This is a genomic window from Helicobacter labetoulli, from assembly GCF_003670275.1.
GTDB lineage: Bacteria > Campylobacterota > Campylobacteria > Campylobacterales > Helicobacteraceae > Helicobacter_C > Helicobacter_C labetoulli.
The window spans coordinates 17,912-35,188 of record NZ_QXJF01000004.1 but is presented as its reverse complement, the minus strand read 5'-3'; the positions used below and the strand labels follow the sequence as shown (position 1 = coordinate 35,188).

19 protein-coding genes are annotated in these 17,277 nt (G+C 37.3%); 14 read left to right on the top strand and 5 right to left on the bottom strand.

The window, feature by feature from the left end; translation table 11 throughout:
- The 5 genes from nusB (at position 1) to EBF12_RS02400 (ending at position 5,265) form a co-directional block, all read left to right on the top strand.
- Positions 1-516, top strand: a complete 516-nt coding sequence (gene nusB / locus EBF12_RS02420) for a transcription antitermination factor NusB (RefSeq protein WP_121726242.1) — start codon at positions 1-3, stop codon at positions 514-516.
- Positions 513-1,220, top strand: coding sequence for an orotidine-5'-phosphate decarboxylase (gene pyrF, locus EBF12_RS02415; protein ID WP_121726241.1), 708 nt, complete (start codon positions 513-515; stop codon positions 1,218-1,220). The genes nusB and pyrF overlap by 4 nt, the downstream gene beginning before the upstream one ends.
- On the top strand, positions 1,207-2,034 hold the full coding sequence (gene panC / locus EBF12_RS02410; RefSeq protein WP_121726240.1) for a pantoate--beta-alanine ligase: 828 nt from the start codon (positions 1,207-1,209) through the stop codon (positions 2,032-2,034). The genes pyrF and panC overlap by 14 nt, the downstream gene beginning before the upstream one ends.
- A gap of 7 nt (positions 2,035-2,041) precedes the next feature.
- On the top strand, positions 2,042-3,286 hold the full coding sequence (locus tag EBF12_RS02405) for an Opr family porin (RefSeq protein ID WP_121726239.1): 1,245 nt from the start codon (positions 2,042-2,044) through the stop codon (positions 3,284-3,286).
- Positions 3,287-3,453: 167 nt separating this feature from the next.
- Positions 3,454-5,265 (top strand): alkaline phosphatase family protein, encoded by a 1,812-nt coding sequence (locus tag EBF12_RS02400; protein WP_244196321.1) that lies wholly within the window; start codon positions 3,454-3,456, stop codon positions 5,263-5,265.
- A 128-nt stretch (positions 5,266-5,393) separates the two neighbouring features.
- Here the strand turns inward: EBF12_RS02400 and trpB are convergent, their stop codons facing one another.
- On the bottom strand, positions 5,394-6,653 hold the full coding sequence (gene trpB / locus EBF12_RS02395; protein ID WP_121726238.1) for a tryptophan synthase subunit beta: 1,260 nt from the start codon (positions 6,651-6,653) through the stop codon (positions 5,394-5,396).
- A gap of 135 nt (positions 6,654-6,788) precedes the next feature.
- Here trpB and trpA point away from each other — a divergent pair, with 135 nt between their 5' ends.
- Entirely contained in the window at positions 6,789-7,586 is a 798-nt protein-coding gene (gene trpA / locus EBF12_RS02390) for a tryptophan synthase subunit alpha (RefSeq protein WP_121726237.1), read from the top strand.
- Positions 7,587-7,739: 153 nt separating this feature from the next.
- Entirely contained in the window at positions 7,740-7,916 is a 177-nt protein-coding gene (locus EBF12_RS11385; protein WP_208630939.1) for a hypothetical protein, read from the top strand.
- A gap of 30 nt (positions 7,917-7,946) precedes the next feature.
- Here EBF12_RS11385 and EBF12_RS02380 read toward each other — a convergent pair whose 3' ends face one another.
- Positions 7,947-8,300: a methionine-R-sulfoxide reductase gene (locus EBF12_RS02380; RefSeq protein ID WP_208630941.1), complete on the bottom strand. Its 354-nt coding sequence runs from the start codon at positions 8,298-8,300 to the stop codon at positions 7,947-7,949.
- 84 nt (positions 8,301-8,384) lie between these two features.
- The gene (locus EBF12_RS02375; protein WP_121726235.1) at positions 8,385-8,888 is read right to left on the bottom strand and encodes a hypothetical protein; all 504 of its coding nucleotides are present in this window, start codon (positions 8,886-8,888) and stop codon (positions 8,385-8,387) included.
- 139 nt (positions 8,889-9,027) lie between these two features.
- Between EBF12_RS02375 and EBF12_RS02370 the strand changes: the two genes are divergently transcribed.
- The 7 genes from EBF12_RS02370 (at position 9,028) to EBF12_RS02345 (ending at position 15,582) form a co-directional block, all read left to right on the top strand.
- Positions 9,028-10,305 carry an arsenic transporter gene (locus tag EBF12_RS02370; protein WP_121726336.1) on the top strand — a complete coding sequence of 426 codons (1,278 nt, stop codon included), beginning with the start codon at positions 9,028-9,030 and terminating at the stop codon, positions 10,303-10,305.
- A gap of 12 nt (positions 10,306-10,317) precedes the next feature.
- Positions 10,318-10,881 carry an MFS transporter gene (locus EBF12_RS02365; RefSeq protein WP_208630938.1) on the top strand — a complete coding sequence of 188 codons (564 nt, stop codon included), beginning with the start codon at positions 10,318-10,320 and terminating at the stop codon, positions 10,879-10,881.
- Positions 10,835-11,089, top strand: coding sequence for a hypothetical protein (locus EBF12_RS02360; protein ID WP_244196320.1), 255 nt, complete (start codon positions 10,835-10,837; stop codon positions 11,087-11,089). The genes EBF12_RS02365 and EBF12_RS02360 overlap by 47 nt, the downstream gene beginning before the upstream one ends.
- 152 nt (positions 11,090-11,241) lie before the next feature.
- Positions 11,242-13,014, top strand: a complete 1,773-nt coding sequence (gene guaA / locus EBF12_RS02355) for a glutamine-hydrolyzing GMP synthase (RefSeq protein WP_121726234.1) — start codon at positions 11,242-11,244, stop codon at positions 13,012-13,014.
- A 3-nt stretch (positions 13,015-13,017) separates the two neighbouring features.
- A complete protein-coding gene (locus EBF12_RS11640) occupies positions 13,018-14,064 on the top strand; it encodes a DNA cytosine methyltransferase (protein WP_244196319.1) in 1,047 nt (348 codons plus the stop codon).
- On the top strand, positions 14,057-15,172 hold the full coding sequence (locus tag EBF12_RS11635; RefSeq protein ID WP_244196318.1) for a DNA methyltransferase: 1,116 nt from the start codon (positions 14,057-14,059) through the stop codon (positions 15,170-15,172). The genes EBF12_RS11640 and EBF12_RS11635 overlap by 8 nt, the downstream gene beginning before the upstream one ends.
- A gap of 77 nt (positions 15,173-15,249) precedes the next feature.
- Positions 15,250-15,582, top strand: coding sequence for a DNA methyltransferase (locus EBF12_RS02345; protein WP_341865581.1), 333 nt, complete (start codon positions 15,250-15,252; stop codon positions 15,580-15,582).
- Positions 15,583-15,656: 74 nt separating this feature from the next.
- On the opposite strand, the gene EBF12_RS02340 is transcribed toward EBF12_RS02345, so the two are convergent.
- Together EBF12_RS02340 and EBF12_RS02335 are read right to left on the bottom strand one after the other, a co-directional pair.
- On the bottom strand, positions 15,657-16,061 hold the full coding sequence (locus EBF12_RS02340) for a hypothetical protein (RefSeq protein WP_121726233.1): 405 nt from the start codon (positions 16,059-16,061) through the stop codon (positions 15,657-15,659).
- A complete protein-coding gene (locus EBF12_RS02335; protein ID WP_121726232.1) occupies positions 16,033-16,860 on the bottom strand; it encodes an ATP-binding protein in 828 nt (275 codons plus the stop codon). Before EBF12_RS02335 ends, EBF12_RS02340 begins: the two co-directional genes overlap by 29 nt.
- Positions 16,861-17,277 lie beyond the last annotated feature (417 nt).

The window sequence follows — 17,277 nt, the reverse complement described above, 5'->3', positions numbered from 1 at the left end:
ATGGCTACTCGCACACAAGCACGAGAGGCTGTCATTGGTATGCTGTATGCCTATGATTTGGGAAATGAAGACATTTTGAGTATCGCACGCATTATGCTTGAAGAAAAAAAAATCAAAAACAAGCAACAAGATTTTGCCTTTTTTCTTTTGCAGGGGGCGATAGAGCATTTGCAAAGTATTGATGAGGCGATTATTCCTTATCTTAAGGAGTGGGATTTTTCACGGCTTGGTGGAATGGAGAGAGCAATGCTGCGGCTTGGGGCGTATGAGATTCTCTATACCGACACAGATTCACCTGTAGTAATTAATGAAGCTATTGAGCTAGGAAAAATGTATGGTGGTGAGGATAATGCACCGCGTTTTTTAAATGGTGTGCTTGATGCGTTGAGTAAAGCTCATAAAGAAACTAAAAAACAGACAAGCAAGGTGGTAGATTCTAACAAAGGGCAAGATTCTAAAAAGGCAGAAGCACAAGGCTTAGATTCTACAATCCAAAGCGTGGAGAAAAACAAATGAAGCTTTGTATTGCCCTTGATAATGAAAGTTTGCAAGAAAATCTTTGCCTATTAGAATCTTTACACACCCTTTTACCATCTCAAAAGCAAGATATTTGGCTCAAAGTTGGGTTAAGGAGCTTTATCCGTGATGGTGTGAGTGGATTAGAATCTATCAAAAAATATGGTGCGTATAAAATATTTTTGGATTTAAAACTCTATGATATTCCAAATACAATGCTTGATGCGATTATTGAAGTCCAAAAGCTTGGGGTTGATATGCTGACAATCCACACAAGTTGTGGAGCTAAGAGTATGAAAGAAATCGCTAGATTAAAAGAAAAATATCAAATGCCCCTTATTATTGGCGTGAGTGCATTGACAAGTTTTGATAATGATGAGTTTATGGAGGTGTATAATGCACCTGTGTTTTCCCATACGCTTAAACTTGCTAGTTTGGCTTACGGGGCTGGGATTGATGGTGTGGTATGCTCTACTTGTGAGAGTCTAGCTATCAAGCAACGCACAGATTCTAGCTTCCTTACTATCACGCCCGGAATCCGTCCATTTGGTGAGAGTGCAGGAGACCAAAAGCGTGTGGCAACATTGCGTGATGCAAGAGAGTGTAAAAGCGATTTTGTGGTGATTGGACGCCCTATTTATAAGGCAGATAAGCCCGTAGAAGTGGTGCAAGATATTTTAAAGGTAATGAATGGAAGTTTGTAAAGATAGGCTCTCTTTGGCAAGATTCCGCAGTGGGCTAGGGGAGAGTGTAGGCTTTGTGGCGACTATGGGGGCATTGCATAAAGGGCATTTAAGCTTGATTGAAAAATCCCTACAAGAAAATACACATACAATCGTGTCCATATTTGTGAATCCCACGCAGTTTGGGGAGAATGAAGACTTTGGGAGTTATCCTCGCACTTTGGAAGCTGACTTGGCATTATGTGAAAGGGCGGGGGTAAGTGCGGTATTTACTCCAAGTGTGGAAGATATGTATAGCACTGATGAAATTACTTTTAATCCCCCCAAAAATATGGGCTATATTTTAGAGGGTTTTGATAGACCAACACATTTTGCAGGAGTTATTGCTGTGGTGCTAAAGCTTTTTATGCTTGTTAAGCCACGCAAAGCATATTTTGGGCAAAAGGATGCACAACAGGTATTAATTTTGCAAAAAATGGTGCGTGATTTATTTTTGGATATTGAGATTGTGCCTTGTGAAATTGTGCGTGATGATGATGGGTTGGCTCTAAGCTCACGCAATATATATTTGAGTGCCAAAGAACGGGAGATTGCCTTATGTATCCCACGCACAATTGCTTTGGTAGAACAGCATATTAAAAATGGCGAGATGAGTGTAGATAAGCTTAAAGCCCTTGCATTAGAATCTTTAAGGTTGGGTGAGACTACGCTTTTTTATGCGGATTTTTTCAATAGAGAGCTTAAGCCTATTGCGGTGGTAAAAAAGCAAGAGAGTATTTTTTTGCTTGCCTTGAGGGTTGGTAAAACGCGTTTATTAGATAATTTGTGGATATAGGAGAACAATGAAAAAAGTAGTTTTAGGTGCTATGCTTTGTGGGGGTTTATGGGGGCATGATAGTATTGATGAGGCATTAGAAAATGGAATCTCTAGTGGCGATATTACCCTATATGGGAGCTATACAAATGGCACAAAAAATCAAGGCAATTATAAGGGTAAAAATGATTTTAGTGAATCTGGCTATATGGTAGGCAGTGTGGGCTTAGCCTATCACTCGGCATTCTACAAATATTTGCGTGTGGCGGTGAGCTTTAGAGCGGTAGGTGTTTTGTATGAATATGATGATGATTCTATCTGGGGAGCAGGGAATCTTACTAACAATCCAAATCGTTATGGCAAGGGCGATGCTTCTAGGGATTTTTATATGAATGATCGCACAATGCTTGGGCAAAGCTATTTGGAGTATTTTGATGGTGATACGAGTATTAAAGCTGGGCGTATTTTTGCAGATTCTGAATGGGCTGATAGGCTTGTAGATGGTGTGTGGCTGCGTAATCGCTCGTTACCAAATGCGCTTATTGAAGCATTGTGGGTAAAAAATAGTGGTTATGTGCAGTATAACAAAATGACAGGCTTTTATGATGTGAATCCGCATAATGCTCTTGGACTAACACAAGCGAGCTTCAAGTATCATATTGGCGAAGTGATGAGTGTCAAGTTTTATGGTATTGCTAATCCAAGTATGTTTTATGCCACAGGTGTGAAAGCCTCTGCACGATACGAAGCTTCAAAGTCTTATATCGGCTTGAGCGGACATTTTGCCACGAGCTTTGAGCAAGGCTATGGTGTGCAAAAGGGCAATCAAGGTAATGGCTACAACACAGATGTAAAAGTCTATGTAGGTGTAAAAGATATGGCAGAAGTGAGCGGAGGCTATATTGGCAGTGGGAGTAATATCGGCTGGGGGTCTTTAAACACGCTTGGCAATAGTGCTAGTCCATTTTTTATGTGGGGTGGAAGAGCCTTGCTTGAGGGTGTAGATGCGAATGTATGGTATGGCAAGGTGATGTTTGCTATTGATAGGGTGAGTTTTGCAGTGGTGTATGGTAGCACAAAGTTTAGGGCAATGTCTATGCTTAATGAGCCGCTAAAGCCTTATGATAGGGTAAATGAAGTGAATTTCTTGCTTGATTTTGGATTTACAGAGCATTTTAGCGGGATTATTAATGTCCTTAACACACACGGTGGCTCACAGCGATATTATCCGCATATGACAAATGTGAATCTAGGTATGAAATTGGCATTTTGAAAAATTGATTGAAGGGAGTAGTATGGATAAAATATATAAAATTTGGCATATAATGAAGGCTAAATTCAGCAATCTGCGGGGGGGGGGGCAAACTTAGGGTAGTATGGCATAGGGTTTTTGCTCCGTATGCTGACGCTGTTCAACGCTATTTTAAGCAATATCGCATTATGTCAATTATGGCGATATGTAATATTTGCTTTGTTGTTTTTGTTTTCAATCCTTATGGCGTTTATAGTAGTGATATTTCACAATTTGATTCTATGCAGATAAAAGCAACTCTAGCGAAGCTTTTTGGCTGGTTTTTGTTGTCTTCATTTATGTTGATTTATCTTGTGAGTTTTCTATATCAAACAAGAATTTTTAAACTTTGTGTGTATGGTTTATGTGTGCTTATGTTTATGGCTGCGTGTTATAGCGTGATCTTTGTGCGTGATTGTGAGTTTAACACTTATGGCTTACTTGATAATTTTGTTTTTCAAGGTGGTGCATCCATTTATAATCCTAAAAATAAATATTTTGATGTCATTTTTGGCTTATGCTCTATGGCTGTGGTATTTGTACTCGTTTATAAGCGTTTTTTCATTTATTTTGCGTTTGTGTGCAGTGTAGTTTTTGTTAGTTTTGCCTTGCGTGATGCTGTAAAAATTTTATCTGTTGATGTTTCACAAAAAGTATATGATAATGTCTTGCCACCTTATAATGATAAGCTTTTATCTTTTTCACAAGATTCTAATATTTTGGTTTTAGTGCTTGATGCTTTTACCGGTTCGCATTTAGATATAATCCTGCAGCAGGAGGATTTGCGTGAAAAATTAAGTGGTTTTACATACTATAACAATACACTTGCAACTTCCAACAATACACAATTTAATACTCCAGCATTAATGGGAGGTGAAAACTATACGAGCCTATCGCTTTATAATCAAGGTGTGAGAAACGCACAAGATTCATATGATGAAGCATTTTTTATTTTGCCAGAAAAACTATTGCAAAAGGGATATAAGGTTGCGGTGTATGATACAGTGCCGGTTTTGCCTACAACATTTGAATCTTATTTTGGTGATACGGTATTGGTAGCAAATCAAGATAAACAGAGTTACATAGGAAGTTTTATCCATCATTATAATTTGGGTGATTTTATTCAAACACAATTTGATGAGATTAGAAAAAAACAAGATTCTGTTGCCATACTTTTTGCCATTGGTCTTTTTAAGGCTGCACCTTACACAATGAGAGTTAGGATTTATGGTGATGGTCAGTGGCTTTTCGCGAAGAAAAATTTATCTGATGAGTTAGCTACACAGCTTAGATATGTCTCTGATGTAGCAATGTTTCCATTTGTTTCTAACACAAATTCACAAAGAAAAACTTTTAAATATATCAAGTCAATGATTACGCATTATCCTTGGCAATTAGATCTAGAAAATCAATGTGCTCCTAATGTTTTTGCACAAAGCTCCTTGCCAGAATCATATCAGGCATTTATACCCAAAGAATATCGTAATGGATATAATGATAAGCATTACAATAATGAATATTGTGCGATAAAGTTTGTTCTTGATTGGCTAGAGTGGTTTAGAGAGAATAATATTTATGATAAAAGTGCTATTGTGATTGTGAGCGATCACGGTCATTATGATAGTTTTTCACAGATTCAAAACAATAATTTTGAACAGCTTGGCACCCAATCAGATGCACTTTTGCTTGTAAAGCCCTTTGGTGCAAAGGGCAAATTAAGAATTGATAATGGCTTAAAAAGCAATGCTGATGTTTATACTATAGTGTGTAAATTCGCAGGTCTTAATTGTGATAATATGGCAGATATACACGCAACAAACCGCATTTTATATCATACAAATTCTCCATTCACCGAACACTTAGAAATAGATCGTGCCTATCGTGTGAGAGAAAATATTTTTGATCCACATAATTGGGAGGATATAAGTCGGGAGATTAAAGATTTAAAGCAAAACCTTTGACATTTGATTATATTTTTAGAGATTTCAAAAGAAAAAAATTGCAATACGCCAAGGTTTAGGGAATCTAAGTTTAATCCAGCTTTAAACCTAACTCAATGCCTAGATAAAGCTAGGATAAGCCCAGCTAACTAACTCTCAATCCGCTTTATTTCATCTTTCAAAAAGTCTTTCCATTGCGTTGGTGTCAGGGCTTTTGCTGTGATGAAAATATCCTTATCGCCCCTGCCTGAAACATTTGCAATGATTTTTTTGCCTTTATTCTCTTTACATACTTTAAGCAGTGCAGCAAGAGCGTGGCTAGATTCTAATGCGGGGATAATACCCTCATTTTTAGCAAAAAATGCCAAAGCCTCCAATACCTCATCATCTGTGGCAGAAGTAAAATGTATGCGACCCGCTTCGTGTAGATGTGCGAGTTGCGGTCCAATCCCAGCATAATCAAGCCCTGCAGAAATAGAATGCGTATGACTAAGCTGCCCATCTTCATCTTGCAAAAATAAGCTTTTGTAGCCTTGTGCTATACCCTCATTTGCATTTATAGCATTAATCCTAATGGCATTTTCGCCAATGTCACTTCCCTTGCCTCCGGCTTCAACACCTATGAGTTTGACATTTTCTTTCAAATAGTGTGTGAAAAAGCCCATAGCATTACTTCCCCCACCGATACAAGCTATCATAATATCAGGCAGTCCGCTAAAATAAGCTTTTGTTTGTTTTTTAAGCTCTTTGCTGATCACGCTTTGTAAATCTCGCACAAGATCAGGATAAGGATAAGGACCAACCGCACTGCCTAGCACATAAAAGCTATCTTCACTTTTTTTGCTCCACTCTCGTAATGCTTCATTAACCGCATCTTTGAGCGTTTTGCTCCCGCTGCTGACACTTTGCACCTTCGCCCCAAAAAGCTCCATATTAAAGACATTTGGACGCTGTCTTGCAATGTCAATCTCCCCCATAAAAATTTCACATTTCAATCCAAGCTTTGCACACGCCGCCGCTGTTGCCAAGCCGTGCTGTCCTGCACCGGTTTCAGCAATCACTCGCTTTTTTCCCATATATTTTGCCAAAAGCACTTGTCCTAAGGCATTATTAATCTTATGTGCTCCCGTGTTTGCCAAACCTTCAAATTTAAGATAAATTTCATTATTGAGAATCTTTGATGCGTTTTTGGCATAAATAAGCGGTGTGGGGCGTCCTACAAAATGTTTTAAGAGATTTTTTAGCTCTTTTTTATATCCTTTGCTAAGGAATACGCCACGATAAGCTTTCTCTAGCTCTTTGAGTGCAGGAAGTAGAATCTCTGGGACATACTGCCCACCAAAAGCGTGTTTTCCGCCCTTTGCTTCGCCAAAGTAACCATTTTTAGATTCTGTAAAAATTTTTGCCATTGCTAGCCTTTGCTATAAAATAGCTCTCATTGTAAGTAAAAAGGCATTAGCTTCACTTTAAACTTAAGACATTTTCAAAAAAAATGAGATACAATCGCCTTTTTCTTTACTTTTTATCCATTTTTGGAGGACATTATGAGTAAAAATAAGCAACTTCAGCTTATGGGACATATTATCGCTGGGTATCCTACCTTGGAGCTAAGTATGTATGCAGCACTTGGGATTGCTCACGCTGGGGCAAGTTACTTAGAAGTGCAGTTTCCCTTTTCTGACCCAAATGCCGATGGTGTGGTGATTGAAGAGGCGTGTGATACAAGCATAGCACAAGGTTTTAAAGTCGCGCAAGGTTTTTCTCTGCTTCGCTCACTCTCTTCGCGTTTGGCACATACACAAGCTAAAAACACACAAACGCGGCTTATTGTGATGACTTATGCGAATTTGATTTTTCGCTATGGTATTGAAGAGTTTATCAAAGAGGCAAAAGAGTGTGGTGCTTGGGGTATGATAGTCCCTGATTTGCCTTTAGAATCTGATGAAAAACTCCGCATTCTAGCCAAAAAATATAACCTCAAAATCATCTCGCTTATTGCTCCCAAAACGAGAGCTTCACGCATTAAGAAAATTGCAAAAGCGAGTGCTGAGATAGTATATGTCGTCTCTCGCTCTGGGACAACAGGGGCAAAAACGCATATAGATTCTACGCTTTTAGAGTGGCTGGAGTTTATACGCAGATTCTGCAAAAAGCCCTTGGCATTAGGCTTTGGGATAAATAGCAATGAGCAGGTTGAAGTGCTAAAAGATAAGGTGGAGATTATTGTGGCTGGAAGCTATTTTGTGCGGTTTATTAGTGAATTGGCTAAGGATTCTAAGCTTACCCCGCAAGATTATCTTGACAAGCTACAAGGACATACAAAAGCCCTTATGGGTTGGTAGATTCTGCTTGGTAGGTTTTGCTTGTCAGTCTTATTTCATAGAGTTCTGCTCACATAGAATCGCTACGATGGAATAAAGCTGAATCTACAAGTCAAGGTTTAAGCGGTAAAAAATTGTATTAACTTTTTTTCTTTAAGGGGGAGGGGCTTAAATTTGCAAGTATGGATTATTGCTCCGCAAGAATGCGAAGTCGCTCCCTCCCCCTTAAAAATCCCCCACCCCTACAACGCTTTCAAAGTAGGCGTTTCACTTTGTGAATCGCCACCATTGATGTTTATGGTGGTAAAGTCGTGCTTTGCCACTTTGAGCGTTGCTAGTGGGGTAAATTAGAAAAGTCTTAGAGTGCTAGAAAATAAGATTCTAAGACTTTACAAAATGTAAAGACAGGGAATTCACACAATGTCGCGTATTTTTGGGCGTGAATCCTTCACCATAAAAAATATGTCCCAAATGCCCCTTGCACGATGAGCAGACAATCTCTGTGCGGATTCCATCGCTATCTGGCACTTCACTCACTGAATCTTGTATATGTGAGTCAAAACTCGCCCAACCGCAATGTGTGGGGAATTTGGAGCTTGATTCATAAAGTGGAGTGCCACATTGACGGCAGAGATATATGCCATTTTCAAAATGATATGTATAGATTCCGCTTCCGGGAGCTTCTGTGCCTTTGTGTAAAATAACCGCTTCTTCTTGTGGAGTGAGTGGCGGCATAGAGTTTGTATCTTTCATATTCTTTCCTTAAAAGTAATATCTGTATCCAAGCAAGACCTTTACCATTCCGCCAATCGGGGCATTTTAGCTAAGAGTCGCAGGATTTGAAGTGAGTTTGTCAACTCCCCCACCAAGCTCAAAAAATAAAGTATGCCCAAAATGCGAGATAAACTCGTGTCCTATTCCTGCACTCACTTCCCAATATTGTAGCGTTTGAGTGAAATTTTCTTTTGTGTGAAGTAAGCCATAGCCACCGCTAAGATAAACATAAGGGCGGAAGTATTCAAAGCCAATACTTGAAGCAATGGTGCTGCCTGTGAGAATACCAAGGCTAAGTTTATCAAAGATTCCAAAAATTTGTGAATCAAAGTTTTTATCGTTAAAGAGCTTTGAAGCTTTAGATTCAAATGAAATGCTATTGCGTAGGCTTATGAGTGAGCCTTGAAAGAGTGAGAAGCCTAGCTCCACTCCTCCGCCCATACTCGCCCCTGTGTTGGCATACACACCAAGGCTTATATTGCTTCTTTCCCCAAACTCTCCTGCATAAAGGGAGAAACAACATAATAGTAATAAAAGATATTTTTTCATTGACTTCCTCCAAACTTTTATGTGGCTTCGTGCGAGGGCTACATTATACATTGTTAAAGTTTATGATTAAAGCTTGTGTAGTAAAACTTAGCTAGGATTAGCGTTGCTAAAGCTATCCCACGCAAAAAAAGTAGAATCTATGGCGTTTATCATTTTTACACTCACTTTGCTTTGTATTTATATCCGTCCTTTTAATTTGCCTTTGTGGGCGTATAGCTCTCTTGGGGCAGCTCTTTGCTTGGGATTTGGAATTGTGAGTTTAAGCGATGTGGCGTTTGTGTGGGGTATGGTGTGGGATAGCACCTTTAGCCTTGTTGGACTTATCATTTTTGCATTATCTTTAGAAAAGCTTGGATTTTTTGAAGTTTTAGCCCATTACACGCTAAGGCTTTCTACACATAGGCAAACCTTGCATTTACAAACTTGGAAATTTTTTGTCTTTATAGGTGTGCTTGCAAGTGTGTTAGCGACATTTTTTTCTAATGATGGAGCGATTTTAATCCTAACGCCTCTAATCATCGCACTTTTAACCCATATCAAAAATGTCAAATTCTCACGCTCCCCGCTTATTATCTTTTTACTATTTGTGGGATTTATGAGTGATTTTGCTTCAAATACATTTATCTTTTCAAATCTCACAAACATCATCACCGCAGATTTTTTTACAATCACATTTATAGATTTTGCCTTAGCTATGGCATTGCCGCAGCTTTTTGTGATCCTTGCTACCCTTGTGCTATTTTGGATTCTATTTATACGCAAACTCCCAAAAACACTAGATTTTAAAGTGCATACACAAGCTTTGCCAAAGCCTAGCATTACGCTATTTTGTTTTGCCTTAATCGCACTTTTGCTCTTTGGTATTATTGGTGGGGAGAAATTCGGCATTGCTCTTTGTGTTTTCACGCTAGGCGTGGCATTTTTAAGTATGCTGTGTGGAATCCTAACGCACAAAATTGCCCTCACACAAATGCTCAAACTTGCTCCTTTAGGCATTGTAACTTTTAGCTTAGGGCTGTTTATCGTGGTATTTGGGCTAAACAATATGGGGCTTGTTAGCTTACTAGCTAAAGGGCTTAAGCATTTTGATACCCTGCCATTGTTTGCACAAATCTTTAGCGTAGGTATATCTTCAAGTCTTGGCTCTAGTGTGATAAATAATTTGCCTATGGTTATGCTAGGGGATTTAGCACTAAAGGATTCTAGCAACGCACTTATTTTTGCTCATCTGCTCGGCTGCAATGTAGGCTCAAAGCTCACGCCCATTGGTTCATTAGCGACTTTGCTTTGGCTTTTTAGTCTTAAACGCTATGGGATTAGTATTAGCTTTTTACAATATATGCTCGTAGCTTTGCTTATCGTGCCTTTTATGCTTTTTTTTGGGCTTTTGGGACTTTGGGTTTATGTGATAATATAAGGGAGATGATGAGTGCTTATATGTATCGTGGGGATTGTCTTAGCAACAGGGGCGAATTATTTTTATCCGCATTTTACTTTTACGCTTGCAACTCAAATTGCCATTGCTTTATGTGCGGTGTGTCTTGCTCCTGCTTTTAGTGCTATCACGCTTGGGATTGTTGGACAAAGCAGATATAGCAGGCAAGTAAGCCTAAATGAATCCTACAAGCACGCAGGCACAGCTTTTAGTGTAGGACTTAGTTTTATATTTGCGCTTTATTATGGAATTGGAGCGATTTTTATCATCACAGCTCTTATGGGAGTATGTGCTTTAGTGTTTCTGGCTTTGCTTAAAAGCTCACAAATCAATCACGCGGTAGCTTGTGGAAAGGAAGAAGGAGTGGAGATTCCACTGCGTAAGGCACTAGGCGATGTGAGAGTGCTATTTTTAGGCGTGGTGATGTTTTGCTTTTATCTAAGCAATGCTTATATGCTTCCATTACTTAGTCAAAGGACGCATACACTTGGGGTAGATTCTAGCGGTGCGTATGCGGCAGCTACGATTTGTTGGTGGTATTGTGGCATTTGTGTATAATCTTTTATTTTTTAGAGAATTAGCTTTTGTTACCGAGCAGAAATTCTTGCTTTGGGGATTTTATGCAAACTTGATTGGAGGCTTCACGACACTTATTTTTATAGGCTGGTTCCTTGTCCTTGCAGCTGTTGTGTTGTGGATTATAGGATTCTATCAAATGAAAACTATCCGCAAACGCACGGAAATTGATGTAATGCCTTGGTTTTAATTTTTAGATTCTACTTCATTTTAGAATCTAGCTTTAGCCCTATTTGCTTGAATGCGTTGGGGCTTGGGAGCTAAAATTCTTAACTAACTTCTTTCTAAACTTCTTTTGCTACAATGTCAAATCTTTTTATCTTACATTGACAAGGCGTTTTTATGCGATTAGATTCTCATTTTGTTGAAATTTTAGTGCTTGATTTTGGCTCACAATATACACAGCTTATTGCTCGGCGGCTGCGTGAGTATGGAATCTATACCGAGATTGTCCCTTACTTTGAAAAGCTAGATTCTATTAAAGCGAAAAATCCTAAGGGAATCATTCTTAGCGGCGGACCTGCTAGTGTGTATGAAGAGGGGGCGTATAAGCCTGATGATGCTGTGTTTGAGCTTAATATCCCTGTGCTTGGAATCTGCTATGGTATGCAGCATATCGCACATTTTTTTGGTGGAAGTGTGGTAAGAGCTAAGGCACAGGAATTTGGCAAAGCAGTGCTAGAAATTAGCGATTTACACACGCCATTGTTTGAAAATGTCAAGCAAGATTCTATTGTGTGGATGAGCCACGCGGATAAGGTGGAAGCCCTACCTAATGGATTTGTGGAGTTAGCCAAAAGTGGGAATACGCATTATTGTGCTATTGCTAATTTTAAAAGGCAAATTTATGCCTTGCAGTTTCACCCAGAAGTGGTGCATAGTGAGTGCGGTGGGGAGATTCTAAAAAACTTTGCTGTGAAAATTTGCGGAGCAGATACAAGCTGGAATATGAAAAATTTCGCTGAATCTGAAATTGCAAAACTAAGAGAAAAGGTGCTTGGAGATTCTAAAAAGCCAACGCAAGAAAAATCACAAGAAAAAGGGTTGAAATCCAATGCGGAAGAATTGCAAGAATATAGCGACACATCAAGGCGAAGTATTTTAGATGAGAAATTGCCGCAAAGAGATTCTGTGAATGAGGCGTATAATGACATACGCCGCAGTGAAGCAGAAACGAGTTGTGGTGATTTATCGCTAAAAGACAAGCCTTTTTCTAAGGTGCTTTGTGCTGTGAGTGGGGGCGTAGATTCTAGTGTCGTTGCCACTCTTCTTTACCGTGCCATAGGGGAGAATCTAATCCCTGTTTTTGTGGATACCGGGCTTTTAAGAAAGGGGGAGAGAGAAGCAGTAGAAGCGATGTTTAAAGAGAATCTAAAAGTGCCTTTGATTGTAGCCGATGCGAGAGAGCTATTTTTAAGACGATTAAAGGGCGTAATTGAGCCTGAGCAAAAGCGAAAAATCATCGGCGAAACCTTCATAGAAGTCTTTGAAAAAGAAGCTAAAAAGCACAACACAAAAGGTGAAATAAAATTCCTAGCACAAGGCACACTCTACCCTGATGTCATAGAATCTGTGAGCGTAAAAGGACCAAGTAAAACGATAAAAAGCCACCATAATGTCGGCGGACTGCCTGAATGGATGAAGTTTGAGTTAATTGAGCCTTTAAGAGAGCTTTTTAAGGACGAGGTAAGGGCGTTAGGCAGGGAGCTTGGTATGCCAGAATCTATGCTTATGCGACACCCTTTCCCCGGACCCGGACTTGCTATACGCATTATGGGCGAGGTGAATGCAGCGGATTTGGAGCTATTAAAAGAAGCGGATTCTATCTTTATAGAAGAGCTGCATAAATGGGGTTTGTATGATAGCGTGTGGCAGGCATTTTGCGTGCTTTTAAATGTGCGAAGTGTGGGCGTAATGGGCGATAACCGCACTTATGATAATACCATTTGTGTTCGGGCAGTGGAAGCGATAGATGGAATGACAGCGAGTTTCTCACACCTGCCCCACGCATTTTTAGAATCTGTCTCAAATCGCATAATTAACGAAGTAGCAGGGATTAACCGAGTCGTGTATGACATCACCTCAAAACCCCCGGGAACTATTGAGTGGGAGTAGGGAATGACTGCAAATTTATTTTCTAATGCTATTTTAGAGCAAAGAAAAAAAAGTGATTTTATACAAAAGGATTTTAGCTTTATTGATTTATTTGCTGGGATTGGTGGCATTAGAATGGGGGTGCAAAATGCTGGTGGTAAATGTGTATTTTCAAGTGAAATCAATGAAAAAGCCGCGAAAGTGTATGAAGCAAATTTTAAAGAAAGTCCATTAAGTGATGTTACACAAATTGAAGCTAAATCTTTGCCTGATTTTGATTTACTTTGTGCGGGGTTTCCTTGCCAACCATTTAGTATTTCAGGTAAGAAAAAAGGATTTGAAGACACAAGGGGAACGCTATTTTTTGATATTTGTAGGATTATTGATGAGAAAAGACCAAAGGTAGTTTTGCTTGAAAATGTAAAGCATTTAATCTATCATAATAAAGGGCAAACACTAAAGATTATTCTACAAAATTTACAAAATCTAGGCTATGAAGTGGGTTTTAAATTACTAAATGCTAAAGATTTTGGTGTGCCGCAAAATAGGGAACGCATTATTATTATTGCTTCACAAACAAAAGTTTTTGATTTTGATTTATTAGCTTTACAAAAGCCACAAATTTTAAAAGATTTTTTAGATACAAATGGAGATTTTGAAATTTTGGATAAAAGTAGCTATACCTTGCTCAGTGATACAAGAGAGCAAGAATCTGGGCTTATATTTTGTGGTTATCGTAATAAAAATATTTGGAAAAAAGGTATTAGAGAAAATACCCTGCATTTATCAAGGGTGCATAGACAACCAAATAGAATTTACTCAACTAATGGTGTGCATCCAACTATTCCTTCACAAGAAAGCTCTGGGCGATTTTTTATCTACTTGCCTGAACTTGACATTGTGCGTAAGCTTACAATCAATGAATGCTATCGCATTATGGGCTTCCCTGATAGTTTTATAAAGGATGAAAGTTTAGCAGAATCTTATAAGCAAATTGGTAATTCTGTTTGTGTGGGTATGATAGAAAATGTTGTGAGAGAAATTTTAATGCAAGGATTATTAGATGAGTGAGCAATCAGAAGTTTTAATTGACTTATTTCATAATGCAAAAATACCAATTTTAAGTAAGCAAGAAAAAGAATTTTTAGAAATAATTATTCAAAATGTTTATACACAAAAGGCAGTTTGGACGGTGCTTATCACGCTTTTATTTTATAAAATTTTAAATCCAAAACAAGATATTCGTTATCATAAAATAGAGCTTAAAAATGGGTTTTCAGGCAGAAGTTTTGATACAAAAATTGTTACACCAACTTTGAGAAAGTTAGGACTTCCTGCGATGGCTGAAAGTGGTTGGCTTACTCGCAGTTTAGAACAAGCCTATCCCTACACGCTTGACTATAAGGGTAAGATTGCTAATCAAAAGCTTAAAAATGCTTTTTTGCAACTTTTAGATATTGTAGAAACTTGCGAAAACAAAGAAAAAGGGGCAGGAAGGGCAAAAGATTTTTTAAATGCACTTTTTATGATGATAAAAGATGAAATGCAAAAACATAAAATTGCTATTGTGTCACTAGATTCTAAAGATACTTTAAGTATTACGCATATTATTAAATTTTTGGATTCCCATTTTCAGCATAATTATCAAATTTCTGGGGCTTCAAAGCTTCCTGTTTTGGCATTTTATGCGATTTATCAAATCCTTATAAAAGAATTAAAGCGTTATGAAAACTGCACTTTAGCACCACTAGGAAGCCATACTGCAAGTGATAGAACTTCAAAAAGTGCGGGTGATATTGAAATTTTTAAGGATAAAAAGATATATGAAGCCATAGAGATAAAGTTAAATAGAGAAATTGATAACAATATGATAGCTATTGCTTATTCTAAAATTTGCAAATTTGCACCAAAGCGATATGGCATCTTCTCAACTGCAAATATTAAAGAGCAAGAAAAAGATGAAATTTTTTCTCAAATTGAGAGAATTAAAGAAGAACACGGCTGCCAAGTTATTGTTAATGGCGTTTTGCCAAGCATAAAATATTATCTGCGTTTAATTGAAAGTCTTGATGAATTTATAGAAAATTATTCCCATTTAATTGAAATAGATGCTGAACTTAAAAGAGAACATAAAATAAAATGGAATGAGATTTTAGAAGGGTGCAATAATGCAAATTGACATTTTAAAATATGGTTAAACCTTTAGAGTTTAAATACAATAAAAACAAGCATTTCAAAATTCTCTAAAATAATTCAATAAAGCAAAAAAGAAATAATCCACACAAGAAAGTTTATAGAGATGAATGCAGGGGTAAAAAGATACAAGATATTTGGGAGTTTAAAGATTCTCAAAATCCAGCTTATCCTACCGAGAAAAATAGAGCAATGCTAAGGCGTATTGTTGCTATGTCATCAAATATGGATTCTAGGGTTATGGATTGTTTCTGTGGTGGTGGGGGATTTTTGCAAGAAGCACTAAAATTGGGGAGAAAGTTTATCGGCATTGATGAGAGTATTGAAAGTATAAAACTTAATCAAAAATGGATACAGCAAAGCGAAATGATTTATTTGGTCCCAATGTTGCTTTGATTGAAAGGATCGATCTGGTGTAATAGGGTATGTCATCTACAAATATACTTCTGTTACAAGTCAAAGCAAATAAGTTACTTTTCACACAATATCCCAGCACATATTTCATAAAAAATTCGGTTACTAATAACTATTAATGCAAGCTCTTTTTTCACCCTTGTTAGAGCTTGAAATAGTGTTTCTAAAGGATTGTAAAAATATTCAGCCTTATAGCTTAATTTGCCTTCTTTTGTGTAATAAAAATCATCAGTGATTGTTACAACAACTCTATTCCATTCTTGTCCAATGGCACAGTGGGAGCTCATCTCTGAATTAAATCTTACTTGTTCTAGCTTATCTTTTTTGTAAAGATTTGTGGTTAAGTAGATATGTTTCCATTCTTTATTAACAAAAGACTTAATATATTTTTCTGCATCTTCCAAATTATTGGCATAACGCAAGGATATGTGACTAAATTTTTTTTGGTTTTGAATCTTCAAACGCTTTATTGCTTGGATTAAATATTTTTTTGATGAAATAAGCAATTTCTTGATTGTGCCTAATTTTATTTGATAACTTATAATTGTTTTTTTGAGCTACTTCTTCAATTTCTTGCGTAACCTTTTCTGCTTCATTGGTTCTATTAAGTTTTTGATGGACATCGTGAGAAAAAATGAGTATCCTATCTCCTCTTTCTCGCAGTATTTTTTGTAGTTGCTCAACACTTATTCTTTGGGATTCGTCTATAACAATCACATCAGCTTTCACTTCTTCAAGATCAAACTCTTTGATTGTATAGATATGCCATCCCAATTGTTTAAGCTTGTTGATGCCATCATTAGAGTTGGCGCAATGCACGACAGCAACCTGATATTGTTGTTCTACTAGATTTTTTACGATATGGTAAGTTAGTAGAGTTTTTCCTGTCCCTGCTTGACCGGATATTGAAAATATGTGTTGAGTTTTTGTATTGATACCATCTAATATGCTTTTATATATTTCTTCTTGACAACTTGTCAAAAAATATTCGTTTTGAATAAACGATTCTGTATTGTTGAAAGGAGAAATCAAATAATTAACTGGAGCAAACAACGCATCGGGGTAGATTTGGTCAATTTGTGGATTTTTGAGCATTTGATACAAATCTTGCGTCTGTATTTCTTGTAATGTGTCTTGCGAATAGCAGTAAAACTTTCTTTCACTGGATACAAAGACATAGTGGTGTCTTTCTCTTTTAAGCACGGATAGATAGTAGTAATTGCGTTCAAGCTGTTTTAAAATCTTAGATTCATTAGTCAATCTAGATTTTAACTCAATATTTATAATTCTATCTTTTTCAAATCGAATTAGATCAAATTCTTTCCCAATGGGTTGATTGAATGATTATAGCTTAATTTATACAGTGTTTTTGAATGTATGCTTCTATAAGGATTGAAAAATGTTGCGATATGAACCAAATGTATTTTGTTTGCTGTATCATTAATTGGTGTCGTATATAAAAAAATTGTAACGTAAAGTTACAGCAATATGTGGATGATACAACCTAATTTGTTCATATTTATTCATTATCGTTCGGTATGCGATCAAGATATCATGTGATTAAAGTAACAAAAAGTAACAAATTGTTATAACTCTTATAAGGAGTATGTAGAAATTTGTAACAATATTTTGTTTGTAATGCACGATTTTTGCTCTATTATTTCAAATTCTATGTAA